The sequence below is a fragment of the Sphingobium sp. AS12 genome (assembly GCF_019097845.1).
Classification (GTDB): Bacteria; Pseudomonadota; Alphaproteobacteria; order Sphingomonadales; family Sphingomonadaceae; genus Sphingobium.
Genome location: NZ_JAHRGM010000067.1, coordinates 276,491 through 300,823 on the forward strand (window position 1 = coordinate 276,491; position 24,333 = coordinate 300,823).

The window sequence follows — 24,333 nt, forward strand, 5'->3', positions numbered from 1 at the left end:
TCGCTGATTATTAGATCGCTACCGCAATTTCTAGAGGTAGCCATGCAGCAGTCCATCACCGATCGATCCCTTGCCCATCTCAAGCCGCAGACTAAACGATACGAGGTCCGCGACAAGCTATTGCCCGGCTTCGGGGTGCGCATCTCGCCCAAGAATCAGAAGAGCTTCTTTGTCGTGACCCGCATTGGTACCCGCCAGCGCCGGGTCAGCATCGGTCACTATCCCTTGGTGACATTGTCGTCCGCCCGTCAAAAGGCGCTCGAAGTGTTGCGCGATGCCCAGCGCGGCGTCGCCCCGCAAACACAAAAGACGCAAAAGGGCCAGCGGGTCGAGGACGTCGTCGACCTATTCATCACAAAATATGCCAAGCCGCGCACCCGAGCATGGGAAGAAACCAAGCGTGTGCTTGATCGTGAATTGATATCGCGGTTCGAAGGGCGGGATATCCGCTCGCTCGAACGCCGTGAGGTCATCACGATCTTTGATGCCGCCGTCGCGCGCGGAGCCTACTATCAAGCCAATCGCATCCTCGCGCGGGTGCGCAAATTCTTCAACTGGTGCATCGAGCGCGCGTCGGATCATAGACATTCTGTAACCGGTCGCGTCCGGTGGTGACGATGCGCGCAAGGATCGTTGAGACTTGTTGCGGGGTGTAGAACTCCCCAGCCTTTTTCCCTGCGCCACTGGCGAACTTGCCAATCAGATATTCATAGGCATCGCCGAGAACGTCGCTGTTGATGTCGGCCAGTCGAAAATCCAAGCCATCGAGCCGGGTCATGATTTTTGCGATCAGGTCGTTGCGCTCGCTGACCGTGCGCCCCAACTTGGTTGAACCGAGGTCCATATCTTCGAAGAGGTGGTTGAAATCCTCCTCGCTAGCCGCCCCCATTGTCGATTTTTGGATGTTTTCGAGGATGCGAGTCAGGTCGTCGAGGATGAAATTATCACCCTTGCGATTGCCGCGTTCGGCGATCGACGCAAACAGCTCAGACGGCTTAAGAAAGTAGCCTAACTCATCAATCGCTTCGGCACGAACCGCATCAAGATATTCATCGCCGTCATCGGTTCCTTCGCGAATATCGGTAAACTCGATATCGTCAGGTTTCAAAATACTGTTGGCGTATAGGTGAATTCGTTCAGACAGATATTTGAAGAAGATGAAGCCCAAGATGTAATCGCGAAACTCGTCCGCATCCATTTTGCCGCGCAGATCGTTCGCGATTGCCCAAAGCGCTTTCTCCAACTCCTTCTTCTGCGCGTCGGTCATAAGTAACGTTGATCCCCCGAGATTCTGCTTTGCTTTCCTCTATCGGCTGAGGGCAGCAGACGCACGTGATTTTTGCGCTGAATAGCCGAAAGCAGCTCTGGTACCCCATTGGTACCCAGCGTCTCGGCTCTCGCCCTCGAACTGCTGTAAGTCATTGAAAAATGGTGGACGCACTTGGGCTCGAACCAAGGACCCGCTGATTAAGAGTCCACCAACCTGCTTTGATTTAAAGGGATTTTTCCTGTAAACCGCTGCGGCTTTTGGCACCGAAAACCGTAACTGTCAAGCTCCATTGTAAACCAAATTTGGCTTGGTGGATGCTCTTCCATCCGTCCCAAAGTATTGTTTAATCCTAGTCGCTAGCGGCGATAGGCAACTGACATAACGGGATGAATCTGAGTGACTTGCTTCGGCAATTTTCTGCCCTGTCTCGGCCTCATCAAGCTTCAATCACCGTTCCCATAGCCGGGCATTCGCGGATATAGTCAGCGCATGTTTGAAAAACGCTATACGATCATTCCTGACGCGCCCCGCCCCATGGCGGGCGACGATTATGCTGACTATCTAAAGGTAGCATGGCTAGCCCTCCTTAACGGAAACCCATCCGAGTGTGAGGTCCAAGAATTTCTGGAGCGGCACCCGGCGATGATTCCTGGGGCCTTTAGTGTGGTTGGCGGACCATCGGGCCATGCACCTTTCCCTGACGCTGTAATCTCGCAGCCAGAGTTATATGGCTATCAGCGCCGCAGGCCCGATTTCATGTGGATATCGAAAAATAGCCTGGCATTGAATCCCGTCCTTATAGAGATCGAGGCGCCGAACAAAAAAATGTTCCGGAAAGATGGGACACCTACAGCGGAATTCACACAGGCGAAGAATCAGCTTCTGGAATGGAAAGCGTGGTTCAGCAAGCCGGAAAATCAAATTGCATTTTTGAGAGATTACGGCGTCCCGTTTCATCGGCTTAAGCTTGATCCACAATATGTACTCATTTACGGACGACGCAGTGAATACGAGGGCAATGAACAGTTGACGCGCCTACGGTCCGAGCAAATGGGTGCGAACGAAGTCCTGATGAGTTTTGATCGACTGCACTTCGATGGAAATTCCGATCAGTTTGCAAGCGTTCGTCACACGCCATCGGGCTATGAGGTTCTTCACGTGCCGCCCACACTGTGGCTTGGTCCGACAATGTTCAGCTACGACGAGCGTCCAAACGGCCTCCATGAGGCAGTTGGTAACAATCCATTTATCAGTCCCGATCGAAAACAGTTTATGATGGAGCGCATCTCATATTGGGAGGAGGTGAACAGCAAGCGACGAGGTATCTATTCCAACGCCGATCGCGAATAATATGCTGCCTCTTCAGAGTGTGGCTCGACTGATTTCGGTTCAGGCTGGGAAGGAAGCGAGCGGCGCGCGAATCCTCAAATTGGGCCGTCATTTCACCGGCGAGATAAGCCAAATTATAAGATCGTGTTCGGATATTCCTTCCGCCATTGCTGCGCAATGCATATTTGCGAGTGACTCGCATTAATAAAGGGTGCTAACACAGGCTGGTTTTTGACGGGGTGAAGGGAACTGAGAGTGCCGGACGGGAAGGCCTCCCTCGAGCTTTTCCTCTCCCATCGTGCATCCCTCATCCGTTACGCTAAAAGGATATCCGGTGAGGGGGGCGATGCAGAAGACATTGTCCAGGAAGCCTGGCTGCGCGCTGCCGGCGCAGCCAAACTACCCGCTGCCGAAATGATGGCCTATTTGCGGATGACCGTGCGAAACCTCGCCCTGAACCGTATCCGACGCAAACGGATCGAGGCGCGTATATTCGAGGCTGATGGCGGAACGGGGGCAAGCGACATCCCCTCGGATATGCCGGACCCAGAGGCCGCCGCGATTTCACGTGACGAATATGCACGGATTGTCGCCGCGCTCCACGGGATGCCCAACGACATGCGGACCGCGGTGGAGATGCACCGGATCGGCGGCGAAAAGCTCAAGGATATCGCGGCGCATCTGGGGGTCTCTACAACTACCGCACACACGCTGGTCCTGAACGGTATCGAGCGCTGCCGCGCCGGAGCCGATCGCGGATCAGCATGAGAAATTTCGTGCGCCGCCGAAAAATCGTCCCGCTCATTTGTTTATTCAATAAGGGGCCCATTGTAATAGCGGTCCCGGCAAAAGGGCAATCATGAACGCTGGACTTGGCGGAGATGGGGCTGAACGCGGTCGAGCCAACCGCGAGGCGTCCGGGTGGGCTATCCTGCTTCAGGAAGAGCCTGAGGATCAGGCGATGCGCGCGCAGTTCTCGGCGTGGCTCGACGCAAATCCCGTCCATGGGGCTGCCTGGGCAGAGACGCAGCGCATCAGCCATGTGATCCGGACGGCACCACCCGCTCCAGCGGACCGCTGGCGAAGAAAGAAGTCCATCATTCTTCCATTCGTGGGGAAGGGTAGGGGACATGGCGTCGGAATTGCCGCCCTGGCCGTCGCGGCCTGCTTCGCTATTGTCGCCGGCCCCGGCCTGCTCATCGATCTGCGCGCTGACGTTTCGACCGGAACAGGCGAGATACAGCAGGTCCATCTGGCGGATGGAAGCACGATGCTTGTCGCCCCGCAAAGTGCTGTCGCCTTTGACGTCAGCAAGGGCGGGCAACGAGAAGTTCGACTCCTCAAAGGCAGGGCCTGGTTTGAAGTGGCCCCCGATCCGGATCGCCCGTTCCAGGTTGCCGCCGCCGATACGACAACTACGGTTCTGGGTACCGGCTTCGAGGTCAGCCGGATCGATGATCGGCGGGCCTCTGTTACCGTAAAGCACGGGCATGTCCGCGTCTCCTGCAACGATCGGCCCAGTCTGACCGAAGCGCTGATGGCTGGAGATGCGCTCAGCCTGCGCTGCGATGACGCCAGTGCCGCCAGAAGCAGCATCGATCCCACACAGATCGCGGCGTGGACCGATAGCCAGATCGTCGTCAGCGACAGGCCGGTCATGGAAGTGATCGACGCCCTGAAGCCTTGGCACAGCGGCGTCATCCTGACCTTTGGCGAGGGCTTTGCCAAACGGCGCGTCACAGGCGTCTATGACGCGCACCAGCCCGTGCCCGCCCTGCAGGCGATCTCCAAGGCGCAGGATTTGAGGGTGCGCAATCTCACGCCGTGGATCACGGTGATTTCAGCCGAATAGCCATCGCCTGCGATTTTATCGCCGTCCCCTGCATTTTTTTCCGAAAAACACCGCGCCTGGATTGTTCTTTAAGATAGGGGTGGATGCAATTGCGTCGCAATTGCATTTCTTACTCCGGGAAAGAGCGGAAGGGGCGTGCAATTGTGTTTCCGGGGGTTTTAAGATTAAGTAAGAAGCGAGATCGGATTCTGGCGGCTTCGCTATTGGCTTCGGTTGCTGCCGCGGGCGTTGCGGCCCCTTACGCGGCTAGCGCGCAGACTGGCAGCGCAGCGAGCACCAGGGAGTTCAATATTCCTCCCCGCGCGCTGAGCGACGCGCTGACCGACTTCGGGCGGCAATCGGGGATGCAGGTCAATGTGAATGCGGACGAGATTCGCGGGCGATCGTCGCCTGGCGTGTCTGGCCGGATGTCCAATGCACGGGCGCTGAGCCTCGTTCTGGCGGGAACGGGCCTCACCTGGCGGTTGGACAACGGGTTCGTCACCCTTGCGCCGACGCCACGGAACGCGCAAGCCTCCGACAATGCGCAAAGCAACGTGCAGCTTGGCCCGCTGCGCGTGGACGGGGCGCAAACGGGCAACCTCGCTGCCGCACAGGAAACCGGCGTAGAGCGCGACGCTCGGCGCAAGGACGAAATCTACGATCAGGATATTTCCTCCACTTTCGCGAGCCGCGAAGAGGTGGAGCGCTACAGGGGCACCAACACGGCTGATGTGCTCAAGGGCATGGTCAATGTGTTCAGCGGCGACTCGCGCAACGGTGGCGCGCTCGATCCCAGCATTCGCGGCATTCAGGGGCCAGGACGTGTCCCGGTCGTCATCGATGGCACTGAGCAGGCGCTGACCGTGTGGAAGGGCTATAACGGCGCTGGCAATCGCAGCTACATCGATCCGAGCCTGATTTCCGGCGTGCAGGTCCTCAAGGGGCCTGTTTCGACACGCGGGGTCAACGGCTCGACCGGTGGTGCGGTCGTCATCAACACGCTCGACGCTGCCGACATATTGAAGCCTGGCCAGAACTTCGGCGTGGAACTCAAGCTGGAGGGCGGCAACAATTCGACCAACCCGCGCTGGCCGACGCTGCTGACAGGGCAGGACTATCGGACTGTACCCGGCTTTCCCACCGGCTTCTCGACCAGCTACCCCTATGGCGACCCTTCGCTCCGGGTGAACTTGCGCACGGAAGACGACAACGAGGCCTTTTCCTTCGGCGATCGCGCGATCCGGATCGCCGCGGCGGGTCGCCTTGGGGATCTGGAGCTGTTCGGCGCCTACGCGTTCCGCGAGCGCGGCAACTATTTCTCCGGCAAGCACGAAGCCGACTATTATCAGCAGGCCGGCCTCCCGCTCAATGCGGCCAATTATGTTCGCCTGCTGGGTCTTAACTACGATCCCGGCAATGAGGTGCCCAACACGTCGAGCGAGCTGGAATCGGTCATGCTCAAGGCGACATGGAACATCGCCAACGACCAGGCCCTGCAAATCGGCTTTCGCGATACCCGATCCAGTTTCGGCGAGATCATGCCTTCGCGGATCATGACGACCGGCAACGGCTATACGTTCGGCAATATCCAGTGGCCCGAGAGCAAAGTTCACCTCCAGGCCTATAATGCAGAGTATAAATGGCAGCCGGACAGTCGATTCATCGATTTCAAGGCGACGGCGTGGCTGACGGACACGGTGAGCGATACCTATAGCGCGGGCGGCTTTCCCAATGCCGCCTCGTCCGCCAACCCAATCATCGTCAACACGGCGATCGCCAACGCACACAACGATCGTTTCGGCTTCAGTGCGAGCAACCAGTTCAATCTGTCATCGAAACTCAGCGTCCTGCTAGAGGGCAACTGGCAGCACGAGAAACTGCGCTCGGACGACGATTATCTGCTCGCAACGCAGGTGCCCGGTTGGCGGGCTTATCCGCGCGCGGGTCGCCGCGAGGAATATCGCATCAATCTGAGCGGCGAATGGAAGCCTGTCAGTTTCCTCAAGCTTAACGCAGGCATCGCCTATACCGGCTATTGGGCGAAGGATGATTTCCTGCCCAAGCTGATCGAATATAGTGGCGGGTCGATCACCCAATTTGTGAACACGAAATACTCAACCAGTTATAGGACCACGGAATCCACGGTCGATGCCTATGCAGCATCGCGCCGTGAGTTTCATACCGCCCGCGTCGCGAGTGGAGCATTGTTGCCGTCCCAACTGGAGCCCACAATAGCTCGGGAAGTGGCTGCGTTCGCCGCCAACCCCCGAAGCTTCACCTGGACCCATGCCGGCCCCGACTGGGTGCCGGATGGGAACGGCAAATACCGCCGCGCAGACAATATCTGCATCAACGGTTTCCTCGACACCATGGCGAACGTGAGTCAATGCAGCGTCAGTGCTGCTGCTGGAAATACGCCCGTCTCCATCACCGAGGCCAAGCGCAAGTCCGGGCATGGTTGGCTTCGGTTCCGCCGCGCAGGCGCTGGCTGGGGTCGCGACCTTCAGCAATCGCCAGTATGACGCCGCTTTCGGCGGTTCGCAGTAACCCGTTGCCGTGAAGAGAGGGGCCAGGGCCGGGTTTCCCGGCTCTGGCTTCTCTTTGCAGCAGCACGCCGAGACTGAAGCCACGCATGCGGATTCGACAAACTTCCATCAAAATTCGCCGGAAGGGTCTTGCCCCCATCTTGTGCGCCGGCGCTGCATGCCTTCCCTCGCTCGCCCTGGCGCAAAACGCTGGCGAGCAGGACACCCGGCTGCGCCTCGACCAGGAGATACAGCGGCAGCAGCGCAAGGCGGAATCACAGATTTTGAAGGATGCCGACGCACTGGACGGGCCGCCAACCTCGCTGGAAATCGACGGGAAGAGTTATTCTGTCGGCGATAATGTCAATGACATGGGCGAGGCCCTCTTTATCTCTGTGAGGCGCCAGCAATGGGCTGACGTGCGCCGGTTCCTCGCCGCCTACGAGCGCTATCCCGATCGCGATCCGAAGCTTGTGCTCTTCGCGAAGGGCGCGCTCGCGCGACAGGCCGGCAAGCTGGGCGAGGCCGAGCGGCATTACCGCGAACTGGTGTCGCTCAATCCCGAACTCCTGTCCGGACAGCTCGAACTGGCCCGCGTCCTGTTCGAGAACCGCAAGGATCGTGAGGCGCGGGGCGCATTCGAGCAGGTTCGAGACCAACTCGTCGCCGAAGGCCAGAAGTCGGCAGGGGTGGTTCGTACCGTGGATGCCTTCCTGACCGCCCTCAAGCGCAGGCGAGGCTGGCAGGGCACCATAGCCATAGGCCCGGGTTACAGCACCAATCTCAACCAGTCCTCAGCCAGCTATACCTGCCTTCTTGCGACCGATGACGGCACCTGCGTGATCGACCGCAAGGTGCCCGATCCGATCAAGGCCACGGGCATCAATTTCGAAGGGACGCTGGGACGCAGCATTCCGATCTCCGGGCATCATGGCGTGCGCGCCAGCGCGCTTCTGTTCGGCGACATTTATCCAAGCGAGCACGACTATTCTCAGGCAACCCTTATCACGCGGGTCGGCTATCAATATCAGTCCGCCCGTAACACGCTGTCGCTATCGCCATCCTTCGACATCGGCAGTTTCGGGTCTTCGGTGCTCTACAATGCCTGGGGCGCCAATCTGGATTGGACGCATACCGCATCACGCAGCATCCTGCTGCGGGCTGAAGCAAACTTTCGCGATTATCGCTATCGCCAGCGCGCCTTCACTTCCCAGGACGGCCCCCAGACAGATGTCAGCCTGACAGCCTTTTACCTCGCCTCCGCGAGTTTGACGCTGTTCGGCGGACCGGATTTTGTCGCGAAGGACACCCCGGCGGACGTTGATGCCTATCGGCAATGGGGAGGTCGCCTCGGCGTCAGCAAGTCGTTCGGCAAGAGCGCGAGCCTGCTCGTGATCGGTTCTTACCGTCACCGCGACAATCGCGCTTATAGCGAAGTTTTCGCCACCAAGCGTAGCGACGACCAATATAATGCCACCGCGATCGCGCGTTTCCCGGTGCTCAAATTTGCCGGGCTGACTCCTGAAGTCGTGGTGCAGCATACCCGCGTCGAGAGCAACATCGACTGGCTCTATTCCTACAGGCGCACCACCGCGAGTGTGAGGCTCAGCCATGCTTTCTAGCCATCCACAATGTTTCGCAATTTTTCCATTGAGCAGGAGGACGATTACCATGACCGCGACAATCACCGAACCCTTGATCGAGAGCCGCGCCAGGCGCCTTAAGGCGCTGACCAGCGATGTTCATGAGGGGGTCGATCGCTCGATCATGTCGGCAGCATCGTTCGCCAGCATCGAGCGGTACAAACAGTTCCTGGCTATCCAGTTTCTCTTTCACCGCGACGTGGCGGCCCTCTACGCGGAACCGCGCCTTCAGGCAGCCTTTCCGGACCTCGCGCAGCGCTGCCGACTGCCGCTCGTCGTAGCCGACATGAAGGACCTCAGCATCACAGCGCCGGACGGGGGATCGCCCGCGTTCGTTCCCGATGCCGAGCTCGCCTTGGGAACCGCGCTGGGCTGGCTCTATGTAGCCGAAGGTTCCAACATGGGTGCGGCCCTGCTGCGCAAGGAAGCGCAAAAGCTCGGCTTGACCGATGATCTCGGTGCGCGCCATCTCGCCCCGGCTCCCGAAGGGCCTGCGCCGCACTGGCGTGCATTCGTTGCCGCCCTGGATGCCGTCGCACTTACCGACGATGAAGAGAAGCGCGCCGAGGACGGGGCGCGGAACGCCTTCGCGCGGGTTCAGGCCCATGTCGATGCGCGTCTTGGCTGAAGCGTCGCAGGCCGGTCTCCTGCAGCGCGGGCGAGCGGCGCGTGCCGGGTGGCTCGTGCTTGGGGTGATGCTGGTGGCGATCGGCTTCGTGGGCATCTTCGTGCCGCTGCTGCCCACGACGGACTTCCTGCTGCTGGCGCTGCCCTGCTTCGCGCGGTCCTCGCCTCAGCTCGAGGCATGGTTGCTGAACCATCCCCGCTATGGCCCGAGCTTGCGCGCATGGCGAACAGACCGGGCAGTACCGCGCCATGCCAAGATCGCGGCCTGTATCGGTATGGCGCTGGGCTATGGTCTGTTCTGGTTCCATCTCCGCCCCGGCATTTTCCTCTCCTGCGCGGTCGTAGCATTCATGCTGTTCTGGGCGATTTGGATCGTTCGGCGTCCAGAGCCGGGAGTATTACGATGAAGCGAGGCAGCTATCGAAGGACGCAGCTTGCAGCGGCCAATGATGAACCTGGCCTCTTTGAGGGCCATGTCATCTTCCGATCCTATCATCCCGACATCCCGCCACAGCGCGGAAGGGCCATCGATCCATCCATGGCATGCCCTCATGTCGGCGATATGTCGCGCGGCTCTAGCCGCTATTGCGATCAACCGGCGGACTGGCGAACTCGCCTGTTCGGATTAGCCGGCACTGCCTCGATTATTGGGTTGGTCCTTGCCGGGGCTCTGTTCACGTGGAAGGTGGTGCATCCCCGTATCGCTGCGACTTCGCGGCCGCTGACGGTCGTGAATCTGGCGCCGCTGGCCGCCCCTCCTAAGCCTGTGCGTGAGGTGGCTCCCGGCCCCGAGCAGGTAGAAAGGCAGGAAGCGAAACCCGAACCGAAGCGCGAAATGCTACCCGTTCCTCTCATCCAGCTTCCCACGACTTCATCGGTCAAGGCTGACATGCAAAAGCCGGTTGAAATTGTCGACCCGGGTCCATCCGTGCCTGAGACCACCGCACCGAAAAACATCGCTGCGCCAACGGTCAACTGGCTTGCCAGCGAGGCGAAGCCCAATTGGGAAGGGGTGATCGTTGCCCATCTTGAGCGGTTCCGTCGATATCCGGCCCGCGCTCGCGCTGCCCGCCAGCAAGGCGTCGCCTATGTTCGGTTCAAGATGAACCGCGCCGGCATGGTACTGTCCTCGACCATCTTGCAGAAATCCGGCTCATTCGACCTCGACCAGGCCGCGCTCGATACGCTTCAGCGCGCCCAACCGCTGCCGGCGATACCTGCTGAACGGCCTGATGTTGTGGAACTTACCATTCCTGTGGAATTCAAGTTGCGCTGACCATCGAGATGCACCTAGCACCCGATTGTCGGAGATGGCTGAAGCTCTACCCAACCACGGAGCGCCGGTATGATGCGCCGCGCCTTCACCGGATAATCAACCGCGTCTCCAGAGGGCAGATGCCGCGCAGCGCTTTTGAGTGCCTCGAACGAGGGAGGGAAGGCAGGGTCAGCGCTGGCAAAAACAACACGATTGCCGCGCCGCTCCGCTGGAATGGCGATCGCCCGTCCATCGAAACTCCCGGCGATACGGCGAACAAGCGTGGCGAAGGCCCTGGAGTTGTCGCAAAGGTTGGCGACCAGCAGGCCGCCGGCGCCAAGGCGGGCACGGCAGCTATCATAGAAGGCCTGTTCACTCAGGGCCTGCGGCAGCCCGCTGCCGTCGAATCCATCAATGAGGAGAACGTCGGGTTGGGTCGCTGCCGTGGCCAGATAATCGACGCCGTCGGCACATATCACGCGAAACCGACGGTCGTCCTGCGTATTTCAGAAGTTCTGGACAGCCGTTTCACAAAATCGCGGACAGGCGTTTCGCTAAGTCCCGGACAGTCGGCGCAGTTTGGTCATAGGTGCCTTGTTGTGGTTCAGGCGGTTATGATTTCGGCTTTCTCTATGTCGGTCAAGAGGGGCGCGGGTCGGCTTTTGCGCATGCTGTCGCCTTCGAGTGTTATGCGGTGGGCATTATGTACCAGGCGGTCGAGGATGGCGTCAGCGATCGTGGGGGCACCGATCATTTCGTGCCACTGAGCGACCGGTAACTGAGCCGTGATCAAGGTGGATTTACGCTTGTAGCGCTCCTCGAAGATTTCAAGCAGATCGCCGCGCTGCTGCTCGGTCAGCCCATGGCTACCCCAGTCGTCGAGCACGAGCAGTTGGATGCGGGTGAGCTTGTCGATCAGGCGCGGGAAGCGGCCGTCGAGCCGGGCCATTGCCAGATCTTCGAACAGTCGGGGCATGCGAACGTAGAGTACCGAGTAGTCGAGCCGGGCTGCCTGACGGGCGAACGCACACCCCAACCAGGTTTTCCCCGTACCGGTTGGCCCTGTAATGATTAGATGTTCATGCGCCTTGAGCCAGTCGCCCTGCGCAAGCGCCAGGACGCTGCGGCGATCCAGCTTGCGGTGCGCGGCGAAGTCGATGTTCTCGATACAGGCGTCGCTGAATCGTAGTCGCGCGGCCGTAAGCCGGTTGGCGAGCCGCTTGTCACAGCGCATCGCCATCTCCCGATCGAGCATCAGCCCGAGCCATTCGTCCCGGGAGAGCCCTTCGCTTCCCGCCTGTTCGGCAAGTTCACGGTAAGCACTCGCCATCCCGGCGAGCCCCAGCGTCTGCATCTGGTCCAACATGGGGTGTGTCAGCATGATCGTCGCTTCCTTTCACTGATAGTAGACCCCACCGCGGATGTTGCCGTGCGATGGAGCTGGCCGGATCGGTTCTTGGGCAGGACTGGCCTGATCCAGCCCGGATTTGAGGATCGAGAGGACCGAGGCATATGTGGTGGCCTCGATTGCCAGCGCGCGGTCACAGGCCGCATCGAGACGGACATGGCCATAGCCGCGCCCTAGCGAGAGGATGCCCATCGCCGAGCGATAACCCTGCTCGGGATGGCGCCGATCACGCATCATGCGCTCGACCATGACCGCCACGTTGGTGCCCATCCTGGCCGCGCGCTCGATCAGCGATGCCGGCGTCCGGTCGGCATAACGCTGGTGAGCCTTGGGCATGTGGGCGTTGATGGTGATGTGGAACCCGCGCTGCGAACTGCGAACATGGCTGGCGACCCGTTTGTGATCCTGGAAGATCTCAACCACCCGCTGGGTCAGCCGCACATCGACCTTGCGGCCGATCAGACCATGCGGAACCGAGTAAAAGTTGCGGTCGACGGCAACGTGGTAATCGGGATGAACCTTGGCGCTCTTCCATTCAGCGTATTCGAACGGGGTAACAGGCAGCGCCTTGAGCGCCGCGCGCTCGATCTCGTCGAACAGCTCGCGGCGCGAACGACCGACGTGACGCATCGTCTTGCCATTGAGAACTTCGAGCAAGTGGCCGATCTCGGCATTGAGCACCGCCAGGTCGAAGAACTGTCGATTGCGCAAGCGCGCGATGATCCACCTTTCCGCGATCAGCACCGCGCCCTCGATCTTCCCCTTGTCCCTCGGCTTCGCCGGCCGGGTCGGCAGGACCGTCGTGTCGTAATGCTCTGCCATCGTGGCAAAGGTCGTAGTCAGGGTCGGTTCGAACCATAGCGCCTTGGCCACCCCCGCCTTGAGATTGTCGCAGACAATGGAAGCGGGCACTCCGCCGAAGTACTCCAGCGCCCGGACCTGGCCCTCAATCCAGTCAGGCAGCCGCTGATGCAGGCTCGCCACCGCAAAGGTGTAGCTCGAGGCCCCAAGCACCGCGACGAACAGCTGTGCTTGGTGGATCTCGCCGGTGCCGGGGTCGATCAACGGGATCGTTTGACCGGCGTAATCAGTCTGCATCACCGCACCGGCGGCATGCCGATGCCGATAGGTCGGGTGGGCGCGCTTCTCGTGCGCGCCGAACTTGTCACAGAACCAGGTGTAGCCAAAGCCGTCAGGATGAGCCTCGCGGTATTCCTGCCACAACAACAGCAGCGTCACGCTTTTGCGCTTCATCTCACGGGAGACCAGTTGCCAGTCCGGCTCGCTCGTATCCCGCGGCGGCCGCCCCATTTGCCGGAAGAGTTTGCGCTCCAGCGCAGCGTCATCGCCGCCGTCATCTGGCATCGGCCAACTGTCTAGCCCCGCCTCACGCGCCCGCAGCAGGTAAGTCGACACGGTCGACTTGCTTAGCCCAAGCCGCTCCGACACTTCGCGCGCCGAGAGCCCACTCTCATGGGTCAGCCGCAATATCGATCTGATGTCCTTCACGTCCGCTCGTCTCGGTTGCTTCCGTCTCGGCATGGTCCCTCCAAGCTCCGCTTGCGGGGACGTTCATGCCAAACCGGCGCACCCAATGACCAACCGCACAAACTGTCCGGGACTTAGCGAAATGCCTGTCCGGGACTTTCTGAAATCACTGTCCGCGACTTACCGGAATCGCTGTCCGGGACTTTCCGAAACACGCACGTCCGGCGGGATTTTGAATTTCTCCCGCAAGGCGATAACCTCCGGATCAATCTCGACAACCGTGATATCGCAGTCCGGCAAGCAGCGGTAACAGGCCTTGGCCAGCGATCCACCCCCGAGTCCGATCATCTCTATACGTTTGGGCTTGGGTCTGAACAGCCTGAAGCCCATCATCACGCGCGTATAGTCGAACAGGAGGTGATCCGGATCGCTGATACGCATGGCGCTCTGAATGGTGGACCAGCCGAACAGAAGTGAAAGCATATCACCAAATCTGAACAACATTGGTCCGGCCGGGCCGAATGGAGCATCAAGCGTAACCGGGATATCCGTGGCGCTGTGGTATCGACCTTGAAGAGCTGAGCCGGGCTCGGGACGTTCGAGGCGCAAGCCGAAGACCAAGTCATGGAGCAAATCGAGATCGATGTCTGCCGAGCGGGATGGCCCATCGGTCATTTGCGGGCCTGCGCCATCGAAGCCGCAAGCGGGACGCGTCGATGATGAAGCCAGGAGCCCAGCAGGAATGCCGCGCCAGCAGCGGCCCAGATCGCAGAATTTCCAACCATGCGGTAGCTCACGGCACCCAGCACGGCGCCCGTCACCAGGCCAACCCAGAGCAGCAGATAGGGCAGCCATCCAAGGCGATCGCCCCCCATCAGTGCGGAGAGCAAGCGCTGCCCGAATTTAACCAGCGTCCCGGTCATATAGGTAAGACCGATCTGCACCTCGCCATCGCGCTCGAATAGTGCATTTTCCGCTCCCATCGCCATGGCCAGGGCGGCGGCCGCTGCCCAGTTGGCATCGATGATAGCGAGGATCGCCGAGATCATGAGCAGGGCTGCGATCAGATACATGAGCGCGCTGTGCCTGGAGTGCTGGATGACCCGGCCACAGAGCGAACCGAGCATGACCCCGATCACGAACGATGCGATCAATCCGGCTGCGGTCGCCGCATCCGACAAATGCGTGCTCAAGCCGACGGCAAGGCGCGTGGAATTACCGCTCATGAACGAGACGAAGAAACCGCCGAGATAGAGAAAGCCCACTGCATCGACATATCCTGCAAGCGCGGCGAAGCACGCCGCCAATCCCCAAATCTTACGATCGTATCGGTTCATCCATTGCCCTCTTGCGGGGGCACCATGCCATTGCGCGCAGCTGACAGATCCCTGTCCCACCTGGCCATTTCCTGAATGTTCAGGGCTTCCACCTGGCTCAATCGCGCCGCGTCTTCTGTGGCGAGCGACTGGTTGGCCAGGCCCTGCCGAACGAAATCCTTCAGCATCATATTCTGAAGCAGGAGAAATTCCTTCACATGCTGTCGCAGTTTCATGGTGTCACCTCGTCATAGGTCGGTCCAGGGCTCCGAGGCACACCATCATCGTCATCGCCAACCCCGAATCTTCAGCCTGCTCGCGTTGCAATGGATCGGCGGGGGCGAGATCGGCGCGCAGCCACTGCGGCCAACGCTTGAGAAACAAGTGGACGGCCTTCCTGCCTACAGCCGTGTTGCTGCCAGAAGCCTTTGCACCGGCGCACCCATTTGAATCGCTTTTTGTGTTCAACGCTGCCTCTGAACCGAAAAACACCCGTAGCATATATATTGTCAAATCGTAAGGTTGAACTCTGATATCTCACACATCATAAAGGTGCATGATTACGTCACAGCAGATGCGGGCGGCGCGCGCCCTGCTCGGGATCGACCGGAAGGAATTGGCCGCGCTGGCAGGTGTTTCCGTGCCGACGATCCAGCGCATGGAAGCCTCAGACGGACAGGTGCGCTGTGTCGTGGATACTCTCGTCAGAGTGATTTCAGCTTTGGAGCAAGGGGGCATCGAGCTGATCAGCGACGATGCACTCAGTCAGGGCAGGGGGCGGGGTGTGCGCCTGAGGGAAGTCGCCTCCTCCGCCACCATGAGAGAAATGAGTGAGAGCGAATGATGAAAGAAGGCGAAGATTACGTCTATGATGAGGTGAGCGGCGAGTGGCTGAGCGCCGCGGATATGGCTCACCGGAAGGCGGAAAATGTCGACGTCCAGGTGCGCGACGCCGTCGGCAACCCGCTGGTGGATGGAGACAGCGTTACTCTTGTCAAGGATCTGACCGTGAAGGGCGCCAATCAGACGTTGAAACGCGGTACGGTCATCAAATCGATCCGCTTGACCGGCGACCCGCAGGAGATTGATTGTCGATATGATGGCATCAAGGGTCTGGTGCTGCGCGCCGAATTTGTGCGCAAGCGCTGATCCTGAGACATTGGCGCTACACGCCGCGGGGCCAGCCATAAAATGGCCCGCCGACATCGGACATCATACTCAGGAGGCCATATGAGCGACATCGCCGAACGTGTTATCAAAATCGTGATCGAGCATATGGGGGTCTACCCCGACAAGGTGACGCCCGAAGCCAGTTTTCTAGATGACCTCGGTGGCGACAGCCTTGATGTCGTGGAACTGGTGATGGCGCTCGAAGATGAGTTCGGCATTACGATACCCGATGCGGATGCCGAGAAGATCGATACGGTACAGGATGCCATTCGCTATGTCGGTGCTGCCAAGCCTGGATGAAGCGCGACAACCTTGAGGGGCATGTCGAGGACCGCATGAAGCGATCTGAGAATTATCGGGTCCCGTTGCATAGCCACTTGATGCCTGGTGGCGCTCATTGAGGTGACGCGCTTCTCGAGTTGCTTTTGTGCAATGCCTCACGACACTGCGGGACTTGGTGGCAGCGGTAGGCGGGCCCGCAAATCCAGGATGCGCCGGGTTTTCTGGATGTTCGCATGGACTGCTGCGCCTGTGACTCCAAAATGCTTGCCGATTTCCGCTCCGCTCAGGCCTTCCTCATCGTTAAGCCGCAGCATCGTCTCGCCGATTGCAAATCTTTCCGATCGTTTGGCAGCAGCCTGAGCGATCATGTGCAGATGACGGGGGAGCGCAGGTCCCAAAAGGTCGAGTGCCGGTGGTTCCGGTTTACCGGTCCATTGATCGTGAAACCGCCAACCATAGCGATCCATGACGGACGCGATCTCGCAGTAGCAGACCCGGCCAAGATTGGGCAGACGCAAGATGCCCGCCCGTTCGCAACGAGACAAATCGCTCAGCTGCATCTTTTCGATAGGAACCCCCGCTACGGTTGATGCGAGATCGGTCGGTTTGTCCAACTGGCCCAGGCAGTTGCGTGTGCGGGAAGAAATAACATGCCAAGCTTCGAGCGCCAGCATGGATGCATCTGTTGTTGGTGCGATTAATCTCGGTTTGGTCTGTGACATCCTGGACAACCATTTTCAAAATTCATTGCGCCTGGCATAATATCAGTCCTGCAACCTTCCGGCGAGGCATCGTATCTACAAAATCAATGGTGGCTGAGGCGGCCGTGCCCCATTGCGTGGTGTAGTATCGAGGGCGCGGCCACGTCGATCTCCGGCTATGCCGGGTTGATCAGGCTGCCATGCGTTGCAACGTATGACGCTGTTATCGGTCAATCCCACGCGCTAAACGCCATGTCTGGCAACATCAACTTTGGTGTGGATGGTGCTTGCCGACGGGTCGGCAGGCATGGGCAAGCACGCCGGGAAAAGACTTTGCGTGAGGGCATTCCGATGCCCAGATATTCTCTGGACGACTCGCATTTCAAAACAGCAAGGGCGTTTTCGGCATGCCAGCATCATTGCTGGAGCCTCCACGCCCACATCGTGGCCGGCCGCTGATATTTTTTCGGCTGCGACGAGCGAGGGATCCCTGTCGTCAAGAAAGTCAAGGCGCCGCCTGCGGCGAGGTCGTTTTTTGCTGCAACAGGGTCATTCAACCATAGTCGACGCGGCCAGCGCATAGGTGGGCCATGACGCGCGGGGTGCTTAGGTCATGCGCCTATCCGCCGGCACGGGTGGACATTCCGACAGTAGAGGCCGAGGCCGATAGCATGGCCTGCGCCGCCTTCTTTTCGGGCGAGTCATATGGACCGTAGAGCACCGGCCCCAGAAGTTTGCGAGCAAGATCGGACTTACCCTGGCGAACCAACTCGCTGCCCAGGAGTACCCGGGGTGTAGGTGCTCCCGGAACCGCTGCGGCGACTTTGGCGAGGATGGCCAGCGCGCTATCCGGTACTTTCGCGCCAGCTCTTGCGTAGCTCTGGAAATTGGCGATCGCAGCAACAGGATCGCGCGGATCGGTTTGCAGCGCGCGACCGATAGTCTCGCGCGCCGCGGCCAGAGCGCTTTCGCGGGCATCGGCGGGGCCGGCTAAGGCCTCGTCTGTCTGAGCAATGCCTTTCCATGCCAGCGCCCGGGCGTTCCGGGGGGCCCGGGTCAAAATGCGTTCGGCATCGCCGCGGCATTCGCGGGCAAGCGCAGCACGGCACTCCGCTTCCGTAGCCACCAGCATCGCGCCGACATCTAAAGGCACCTTGCTCGCTTCCGCCCGCACCGCGGATATCCAAGCGAGCGCGGCAGTTCGAGATTGGTCGGTGTTCAGCAGGCTGGCGGAAGCATCGGGCGGTGGCAGATTGCCGAGCCGGAGCCTCGCCTTGAGCGCGGTAACTTGGACCGGCGAAAGCATGGTCACTGACGGCGCTCCCTGTACACCGGATGGCGCGGCGGTCGCATAGGCCTTCGCTCTCGAAGCGTAACCCATTATCTCTCGATTGAGCCTCCCGGGGTCTTTGAAGACCAGGGCGGCTTCAGCCAGGGACGCGCCCTGTCGGATCGCGGCCATATATTGGGCGAACTGCGCCTGCAGCGCCGGCTTGGGATTAGAAAATACGAAGAAATGCGTGATCAGCCAGGCATGGTAAGGGGTCCAGGTCATCCGGCGCGATCGCGCATCAAGATAGCCGCCCGTCAGAACGTCCCGGGCATTCACGTCGCCGTAGGAGCGGAAGACCTGACGAGAGAGTTCGGGCGGCTTGGCATAATCGAGCGAGCCGTCTTTTCTGGCCTCGATCGTCGAAAACAGCGCGCCTATCCCATCGAGATACCAGCGAGGATAGGGAGCCGGAACATTAGACAGGATGAAGTGCTGCGCGAAAGCGGAGTAGACGACCGATTCCCAGGGCCTCACTACCGGAGGAAGATAGGGCTCCCTCTTTCCGATGCAGTCCGTGCCTTGGGCGGCCAAATCCTCGCAGAAACGATCGTGGGCAAGGCTGGTATTGAGATCGACAAGCTGGTCGCTGCGGGCGACCGCCAGCACTGCGCCGTCCGCGCGAGGATCATAATAGCGTTGGTCCGAAAAGCTCCTGGCGTAGGGACCTTCTTCCGCGCGGATGTTTCGCAGGCCCAATTCGTCCAGATCGCCGCGAGAACCGAACAGGGTGATTTCGAGCTTCGGCGCACCATCTTGCTGTCCGGCGGCGCCGTAAAGCCGCGTCATCAGCGCGTGCAGCCGCTCGACATTGCCCGCGATCCGGACCAGTTCGGGTTCGCTTCCGTCGCTGAAGATGACGACGTGATCGGTTTCGGCCCGTTTCCACCCGCTACGCTTCAGCGCGTGCTTTTGCGCCGTGACGACGATATCGGGATCGGCCTTCCCGCCGACGGAAGCACGGGCGACCTCATCTGCCTGAGCGCCGAGTGCTGACGCTGCAACCAACAACGACTGCGCGAGCAATGCAGCGATGCTCAGGCAAGACCAACGTCCGATCGGCATGCATTAAGCCTCGCGATCCAGCGCTACGCGCGCTCAAGGTTGATAGAGTTGGAGTATGCATGACTCGCACCGCCTTTTCCAGCGCATCAAAGCGCCACTCCCTGAAAAGGAGACAAAGGGATTCCGGAGCATTTCATGCCTGTTCAAAGTTGGATGACAATGCAGTCTTTTCAGTCGGAATGAAGGTTACCTGGAAGGTAATCATTATTCAATATTGCTTGCATGGTGAATCCGTTTGACTTGCACTTGCAAAAATAAATATCCTTCCTGTGCCACACCAGTGGCTACTCGCAAGACAGGAGCTGTTTATGTCCGGTTCTGTTCGATCGATTCATTCACTGCTTGCCCGAGAATTAACGATCTCCGAAATCAAAATGGTCTCTGGTGGCCAAACCTGCGGTGAGGGCAATACCGAGGTCACCACCGAGCCCACTTATTGCGATACCGCCGGCGGTTCGCCCTGGGATACATCGGATCGATGTGACGACGATGGAAGCTGGGATGTCAGCTGCGACTGAAGTTGAAGATTATATTGCCAGTGACGATGCCAAGCCCAGCAACAGGGGACACGGAAGATAGGAAAATCTGGTCGCCTGTTGCACCCCGCTTCCGATATCGAAATAGACATTCCCTCAATTGGCGTGCCCTCGAAGACCGGATCGTCCGGCTCAACGAACAATACAGGCATTCCCCCTGGCGCTGCTTCGGCAACGAAGCGAAATGCGCATTGCTGTTGCGGGCCGGGCTGCGCGTTCCAGGCTCGCTCGATTTTTCCGTTCCCGCCGGTTTCGAAGCGCCGCAGTTCGATCGGTTTCTGGTCAGACCTGGCATCGAACCGATTGTATATACCAATTGGCAGCGGTTCTCCGCTTGGCAGATCGACCAGCGCTGGATCGAGCGGGCAGCCGCGTTGCTGACCGGCACCAGCAGGAAGATGCGAAGCGCGGGCGTCGACAAGCCGGCCATTTGTGGCCTTGCGCCAATGCGATATGCGCGATTGGACGACATTCCCTCCTGGCCTGAGGCGATCGAGGTCATTCATAGCTGTGAGGGCCTTACCCCCGTGCAGGAGGCAGTGCTGACCCACGCCACATTCGTCCTCTATCACCCGCTCGATGATGGCAACGGCCGTGTCGCGCGATCGTTGTTTCACGCTTCGCTGCACCGCCGGGACCAGGTCGACGCCCCTTTTCTGCCGCTTGGACCGAGCTTCTATAGCGCATCCTATCTCAAGCTGGGGCTTCTGCGCAGATTGTCTCAAACCGGCGACTGGGAGGCTTATCTGGATGGTGTGCACCCCATAGTCGAATTTGCGATTTCGCTTCAGGAGCATGTCGATGACGCTGACGCGCTGTCGGGCAGCATCAGCGCCCTATCGCAGACAATGACATCAATGGATTGACGAGCGAGGTGCAAGCGATGGACAAACGCATTCTGATTGTGACCAAGCTCAACGATGAGCACGCCCATCTCATCGCGACGGGCCTCGAGATGATGGGCGCAACGCCGAGCATCTTCCGCTTCGGCATGATGCCTGTTCACGAAACCCATACGATTTCATTGGGCGATAAGGCGACATTCTATGTCGATGGCGCCGCGCTCCTTGATGAAGATATCCCTTATGATCGGGTTTGGCTGCGGCGCATAGGTGGCTCGTCGGTAAAGTTGCTGGACGTTCAGGAAAGCGACAAGGCCTATGTCTCCAATATAATGACCGCCTATCGCGCGTCGCTTTTTGCCTTTCTGGATCGTCTTGCGGCCCAGCGGCCCGGTGTCATGGTCAACGGATATTGGGGAAAGCTGGCGGCGGAAAGCAAGGTGCTGCAGCTCTGGCAGGCGCGCATAGTCGGCCTGTCGGTACCCGCAACATTGCAGTCCAACGACGTTGAAGCAATCCGAAGCTTCCAAGACGGGCATGGCGGGCGGATCATCTGTAAACCACTCATTCCGCAGATGTGGCAAGGCGAGGATAGCTTGGCCTTTGCCTATACCTCGATCATGCCGCCGGTCGCCTCGTTGCCGGCCGAAGCTCTTTCCCTGCACCCCGCCATCTACCAGCCTTATGTCGAGAAGGCGTTTGAAGCCCGGGTGATCATCTTCGGCGGTCGGCAATTCGGTATTAAGATCGATTCCCAGAGCGACCCGTTGTCGGTTATCGACTGGCGCGGAAAGCGCCTTCTTAAAGACAATAATGACAATTATCGGTTGCCGCCGGAAGTCTTTGACCAATGCCAGGATCTGATGCGGGCGCTGGGCATATCCTATGGCGCATTCGACTTCATTGTCACGCCCGCCGGTGATCATGTCTTTTTAGAAGTGAACGAAGCCGGGCAATTCCTGTTCGTCGAGGACTGCGCGCCCGGGGACAAGATTGCCCACGCTTTCTGCCATTTTCTCATTCACGGGACCCTGCAGGACTGGAACGACAAGGACGTGACTTTCACGCTGAAGGATTTGCTGTCCTCAGCTGGCGCGCTGGCTCGCAAACAGGCGGATTCCCGCTACCGCGACCACGACCGAACCTCCCGGATATCCAGGATGGATGATCTTGTGGGATCGCATCACGTGTCCGAAGCGCGCTGAACATGTCCCCTCGCGCTTCCGCGCCCACGCGGCCCCTTCACGAGGCTGGCGCGGAGGACAGCGGCCCATCGTCGCTGTTCCGATCCGAAATGGTCCGCGCGCGCCGGGCACGGCATGGCGCGGCCAAGATTCCCGCGATGCCCTGGGCATGGATCGTCCTGCTGGGTGCCGTCCTGTTTGCCGAGATCGGCGGGCTCTATGCGATCATTCTGGTTCAGTTCGATGTTGGGTTTGAAGCCGTTGCCGGCCCCCGCATGGCTAAGCCTGCAGACCGCGCCGCTCCGGCGCCCGCCCCCTTGCCGCGCAATCCGTGATGTTCATTTCCCCTATCTTGGCTCGGCGTTCCTCGCGCGTCGAGATGGTGCGCCAGACGGAATCGGGCGAATGCGCCCTCGCTGCGCTGGCGATGATCGCCAATTATCACGGCAACCCGATTGGTCTTGCCGAACTGCGCCGCCGCTTTCGCGCCTCGAGCCGTGGAAGCACGCTGGAATTTTTGATGCACATGGCCGAAGCGATCGGCTTTTCCGCAAGACCCATCAGCATCCCGCTGGAAGGTCTTGCGCATATCCACCTGCCGGCCATTCTGCATTGGAACATGAACCACTTTGTCGTCGTCGAGCGCATTCGCGCCGACAAAGTCCTCATTCATGATCCCGAGGGGATGTCCGACTGGCTCCCTATAGAGGCGATGTCCCGGCATTTTACCGGCATCGCGCTGGAATTGCGGCAGGTCAGGCGTTTCGACGAGGCGCAGCCACGACCGCGCCTTGATCCTGTCAAATTGCTCCAGGGCGCATCGGGAATACGCCGATCGCTGTTCCAGATACTGACCCTCAGCATATTCCTCGAACTCTACACCTTGATCTCCCCTTTTTACCTGCGGCTTGCGGTCGATGTCGTGCTGCCGTCGCGCAGCCTGAATTTGATGACCGTGCTGGCGATTGGCTTTGCCCTGTTGACTGCGACCAACGCGCTGACCTCGCTGTTGCGATCCCTGGTGATCGCCTTCGCCAATGCCGCAGTCGGCCGCACGCTCTACGTCAACGTCGCACGCAAGCTCTTGCGATTGCCCATTGATTGGTATGAGCGGCGGCACATCGGGGATGTGATGTCACGCCTCCAGTCCACCGCCCCGATCAGACAATTACTGACGGAAAACAGCATCGGCGCGTTCATCGACGGGTGCCTTGGCGCGCTCAGTCTGGTGGTGATGCTTACATACAGCCTACAATTGTCGATGGTTGCCATCGGCTTTCTGGTGATGATTTCGATCGGGAAGATGGCATTCCTTGCCCCAAAGCAGCGTGTCCAGGAGACAGCCATCGCGATGGCTGGCCGGGAACAATCGGTGATGATGGAGACGCTCAGGGGGATAACAACCTTGCGCGTTCTTGGCGGAGAGGAAGATCGGCTGCAATATTGGCAGCGCCGGCTCGCCGATTCCGTCACGGCGAATCTGTCCGTCGCCCGGGTGAATGTGTGGCAGGAGTCCGTCGGCACATCGCTGAATGCCCTTGAATCGGTGATATCCATCTATCTTGCGATCGGGCTCGTCCTGTCTGCCGATTTCAGTCTGGGTATGGTCTTTGCCTATATGGCCTACAAGACCCAGTTCCTGCGCCGCACATCCTCCCTGCTGGACCAGATCATCGCCTTCAGGATGCTGAGGCTGCATGTGGATCGCCTTGCCGACATCATGCTCACCGACGAGGACAAGGCATTCGACCGGGAGGCGATATCGGCCAGGACATTGTCGGGCCGCGTTGAACTGCGCGGCGTAGCTTTCCGATATGCGCCTACGGATCCATATGTGCTGTCCGGGGTCGACCTCGTGATCGAGCCCGGAGAGCATGTAGCAATCACCGGGCCGTCCGGTGAGGGCAAGAGTACGCTCATCAAGATCATTCTCGGTCTCATCGAACCATCGGAAGGCGCCGTATTCGTCGATGGTATCCGGCTCACGGACTTCGGCTTGAAAAGCTATCGCGCGCAAGTCGGCTCAGTCCTGCAGAATGACGGAATATTCGCCGGATCGATCGCCGAGAATATTGCGCTTTTTGATAATGCTTCGGACATGGACCGGGTTGTCGCGTCCGCCAAGGCTGCGGCGTTGCATGACGATATAGCAGCCATGCCCATGGGCTATGAAACGCTGGTCGGCGACATGGGCGCTGCGATTTCGGGCGGGCAGAAGCAGCGGCTGATACTGGCGCGCGCCCTCTACAGACAGCCTCGCCTTCTCGTAGTCGATGAAGGGACGTCACACCTGGACGAAGATAAAGAGCGCCTGGTCAATGCGGCGATATCGGCACTGGGGGTGACGCGAATAGTGGTCGCGCACCGCCGAGAGACGATTGCCTCGGCGGATCGGATACTCCGCTCTGATGTCCGTTTTCAACCTTTAAGTCGCGCGCCATCGTCCGCGCAGGAGCGCGGCACCGTATATGGCCGCGTACAGGTGGAGGCGGGACCTGAAGGACGTCGGTGATCAAGCTCTGATACGC

Annotated in this window: 27 protein-coding genes; 17 read left to right on the top strand and 10 right to left on the bottom strand. The window is 59.6% G+C overall.

What is annotated here, in order from left to right:
* Positions 1 to 42: 42 nt before the first annotated feature.
* Positions 43 to 615 (top strand): integrase arm-type DNA-binding domain-containing protein, encoded by a 573-nt coding sequence (locus KRZ98_RS20980; RefSeq protein ID WP_217675170.1) that lies wholly within the window; start codon positions 43 to 45, stop codon positions 613 to 615.
* Here KRZ98_RS20980 and KRZ98_RS20985 read toward each other — a convergent pair.
* Positions 551 to 1,267, bottom strand: coding sequence for a type I restriction-modification system subunit M N-terminal domain-containing protein (locus KRZ98_RS20985; RefSeq protein WP_217675171.1), 717 nt, complete (start codon positions 1,265 to 1,267; stop codon positions 551 to 553). The two genes, KRZ98_RS20980 and KRZ98_RS20985, sit on opposite strands and share 65 nt — an antisense overlap.
* A 492-nt stretch (positions 1,268 to 1,759) precedes the next feature.
* Between KRZ98_RS20985 and KRZ98_RS20990 the strand changes: the two genes are divergently transcribed.
* The 8 genes from KRZ98_RS20990 to KRZ98_RS21025 all read left to right on the top strand — a co-directional run bounded on the left by KRZ98_RS20990 (position 1,760) and on the right by KRZ98_RS21025 (position 10,504).
* Entirely contained in the window at positions 1,760 to 2,620 is an 861-nt protein-coding gene (locus KRZ98_RS20990) for a Shedu immune nuclease family protein (protein WP_082733557.1), read from the top strand.
* A gap of 234 nt (positions 2,621 to 2,854) precedes the next feature.
* Positions 2,855 to 3,367 carry a sigma-70 family RNA polymerase sigma factor gene (locus KRZ98_RS20995; protein WP_066768149.1) on the top strand — a complete coding sequence of 171 codons (513 nt, stop codon included), beginning with the start codon at positions 2,855 to 2,857 and terminating at the stop codon, positions 3,365 to 3,367.
* A 91-nt stretch (positions 3,368 to 3,458) separates the two neighbouring features.
* Complete coding sequence (locus tag KRZ98_RS21000; RefSeq protein ID WP_082733559.1) at positions 3,459 to 4,451, top strand: FecR domain-containing protein; 993 nt, start codon at positions 3,459 to 3,461, stop codon at positions 4,449 to 4,451.
* Between the two features lie 203 nt (positions 4,452 to 4,654).
* On the top strand, positions 4,655 to 6,955 hold the full coding sequence (locus KRZ98_RS21005) for a TonB-dependent receptor (RefSeq protein ID WP_231736710.1): 2,301 nt from the start codon (positions 4,655 to 4,657) through the stop codon (positions 6,953 to 6,955).
* A gap of 110 nt (positions 6,956 to 7,065) precedes the next feature.
* Positions 7,066 to 8,580: a surface lipoprotein assembly modifier gene (locus KRZ98_RS21010; RefSeq protein ID WP_253204241.1), complete on the top strand. Its 1,515-nt coding sequence runs from the start codon at positions 7,066 to 7,068 to the stop codon at positions 8,578 to 8,580.
* A gap of 49 nt (positions 8,581 to 8,629) precedes the next feature.
* On the top strand, positions 8,630 to 9,229 hold the full coding sequence (locus KRZ98_RS21015) for a biliverdin-producing heme oxygenase (protein ID WP_066768155.1): 600 nt from the start codon (positions 8,630 to 8,632) through the stop codon (positions 9,227 to 9,229).
* Entirely contained in the window at positions 9,213 to 9,635 is a 423-nt protein-coding gene (locus tag KRZ98_RS21020; protein ID WP_066768157.1) for a YbaN family protein, read from the top strand. The genes KRZ98_RS21015 and KRZ98_RS21020 overlap by 17 nt, the downstream gene beginning before the upstream one ends.
* Positions 9,632 to 10,504: an energy transducer TonB gene (locus tag KRZ98_RS21025; protein WP_231736713.1), complete on the top strand. Its 873-nt coding sequence runs from the start codon at positions 9,632 to 9,634 to the stop codon at positions 10,502 to 10,504. The genes KRZ98_RS21020 and KRZ98_RS21025 overlap by 4 nt, the downstream gene beginning before the upstream one ends.
* A 14-nt stretch (positions 10,505 to 10,518) precedes the next feature.
* On the opposite strand, the gene KRZ98_RS21030 is transcribed toward KRZ98_RS21025, so the two are convergent.
* From KRZ98_RS21030 to KRZ98_RS21060, 7 genes are all read right to left on the bottom strand, one after another.
* Positions 10,519 to 10,962: a hypothetical protein gene (locus tag KRZ98_RS21030; RefSeq protein ID WP_253204240.1), complete on the bottom strand. Its 444-nt coding sequence runs from the start codon at positions 10,960 to 10,962 to the stop codon at positions 10,519 to 10,521.
* A 125-nt stretch (positions 10,963 to 11,087) separates the two neighbouring features.
* Positions 11,088 to 11,864 carry an IS21-like element helper ATPase IstB gene (gene istB, locus KRZ98_RS21035; protein ID WP_103730252.1) on the bottom strand — a complete coding sequence of 259 codons (777 nt, stop codon included), beginning with the start codon at positions 11,862 to 11,864 and terminating at the stop codon, positions 11,088 to 11,090.
* Positions 11,865 to 11,879: 15 nt separating this feature from the next.
* On the bottom strand, positions 11,880 to 13,433 hold the full coding sequence (istA, locus tag KRZ98_RS21040; protein WP_120252586.1) for an IS21 family transposase: 1,554 nt from the start codon (positions 13,431 to 13,433) through the stop codon (positions 11,880 to 11,882).
* 126 nt (positions 13,434 to 13,559) lie between these two features.
* A complete protein-coding gene (locus KRZ98_RS21045; protein WP_253204239.1) occupies positions 13,560 to 14,054 on the bottom strand; it encodes a hypothetical protein in 495 nt (164 codons plus the stop codon).
* Positions 14,051 to 14,716 carry a YoaK family protein gene (locus KRZ98_RS21050; RefSeq protein WP_066768161.1) on the bottom strand — a complete coding sequence of 222 codons (666 nt, stop codon included), beginning with the start codon at positions 14,714 to 14,716 and terminating at the stop codon, positions 14,051 to 14,053. The genes KRZ98_RS21045 and KRZ98_RS21050 overlap by 4 nt, the downstream gene beginning before the upstream one ends.
* Positions 14,713 to 14,931, bottom strand: a complete 219-nt coding sequence (locus KRZ98_RS21055) for a hypothetical protein (RefSeq protein ID WP_066768163.1) — start codon at positions 14,929 to 14,931, stop codon at positions 14,713 to 14,715. Before KRZ98_RS21055 ends, KRZ98_RS21050 begins: the two co-directional genes overlap by 4 nt.
* A gap of 4 nt (positions 14,932 to 14,935) precedes the next feature.
* Entirely contained in the window at positions 14,936 to 15,196 is a 261-nt protein-coding gene (locus KRZ98_RS21060; protein ID WP_217675192.1) for a hypothetical protein, read from the bottom strand.
* A gap of 55 nt (positions 15,197 to 15,251) precedes the next feature.
* On the opposite strand from KRZ98_RS21060, the gene KRZ98_RS21065 reads away from it, so the two are divergent.
* From KRZ98_RS21065 to KRZ98_RS21075, 3 genes are all read left to right on the top strand, one after another.
* Positions 15,252 to 15,539: a helix-turn-helix domain-containing protein gene (locus KRZ98_RS21065; protein ID WP_216313488.1), complete on the top strand. Its 288-nt coding sequence runs from the start codon at positions 15,252 to 15,254 to the stop codon at positions 15,537 to 15,539.
* Positions 15,539 to 15,844: an alkylphosphonate utilization protein gene (locus KRZ98_RS21070; protein WP_066768176.1), complete on the top strand. Its 306-nt coding sequence runs from the start codon at positions 15,539 to 15,541 to the stop codon at positions 15,842 to 15,844. Before KRZ98_RS21065 ends, KRZ98_RS21070 begins: the two co-directional genes overlap by 1 nt.
* A gap of 81 nt (positions 15,845 to 15,925) precedes the next feature.
* A complete protein-coding gene (locus tag KRZ98_RS21075; protein ID WP_066768168.1) occupies positions 15,926 to 16,165 on the top strand; it encodes an acyl carrier protein in 240 nt (79 codons plus the stop codon).
* Positions 16,166 to 16,302: 137 nt separating this feature from the next.
* Here the strand turns inward: KRZ98_RS21075 and KRZ98_RS21080 are convergent, their stop codons facing one another.
* Complete coding sequence (locus KRZ98_RS21080; RefSeq protein ID WP_197421606.1) at positions 16,303 to 16,869, bottom strand: hypothetical protein; 567 nt, start codon at positions 16,867 to 16,869, stop codon at positions 16,303 to 16,305.
* A gap of 598 nt (positions 16,870 to 17,467) precedes the next feature.
* A complete protein-coding gene (locus KRZ98_RS21085) occupies positions 17,468 to 19,243 on the bottom strand; it encodes a hypothetical protein (protein ID WP_066768171.1) in 1,776 nt (591 codons plus the stop codon).
* Between the two features lie 308 nt (positions 19,244 to 19,551).
* Between KRZ98_RS21085 and KRZ98_RS21090 the strand changes: the two genes are divergently transcribed.
* The 5 genes from KRZ98_RS21090 to KRZ98_RS21110 are packed head-to-tail and all read left to right on the top strand — an operon-like array spanning position 19,552 to position 24,317.
* Positions 19,552 to 19,761: a hypothetical protein gene (locus KRZ98_RS21090; protein WP_140419279.1), complete on the top strand. Its 210-nt coding sequence runs from the start codon at positions 19,552 to 19,554 to the stop codon at positions 19,759 to 19,761.
* 20 nt (positions 19,762 to 19,781) lie between these two features.
* Positions 19,782 to 20,645, top strand: a complete 864-nt coding sequence (locus KRZ98_RS21095) for a Fic family protein (protein ID WP_216313486.1) — start codon at positions 19,782 to 19,784, stop codon at positions 20,643 to 20,645.
* A 17-nt stretch (positions 20,646 to 20,662) separates the two neighbouring features.
* A complete protein-coding gene (locus tag KRZ98_RS21100; RefSeq protein ID WP_156448002.1) occupies positions 20,663 to 21,826 on the top strand; it encodes a hypothetical protein in 1,164 nt (387 codons plus the stop codon).
* A gap of 2 nt (positions 21,827 to 21,828) precedes the next feature.
* On the top strand, positions 21,829 to 22,140 hold the full coding sequence (locus KRZ98_RS21105; protein ID WP_066764161.1) for a hypothetical protein: 312 nt from the start codon (positions 21,829 to 21,831) through the stop codon (positions 22,138 to 22,140).
* Positions 22,141 to 22,157: 17 nt separating this feature from the next.
* Positions 22,158 to 24,317, top strand: coding sequence for a peptidase domain-containing ABC transporter (locus KRZ98_RS21110; RefSeq protein WP_217675173.1), 2,160 nt, complete (start codon positions 22,158 to 22,160; stop codon positions 24,315 to 24,317).
* Positions 24,318 to 24,333: the final 16 nt, after the last annotated feature.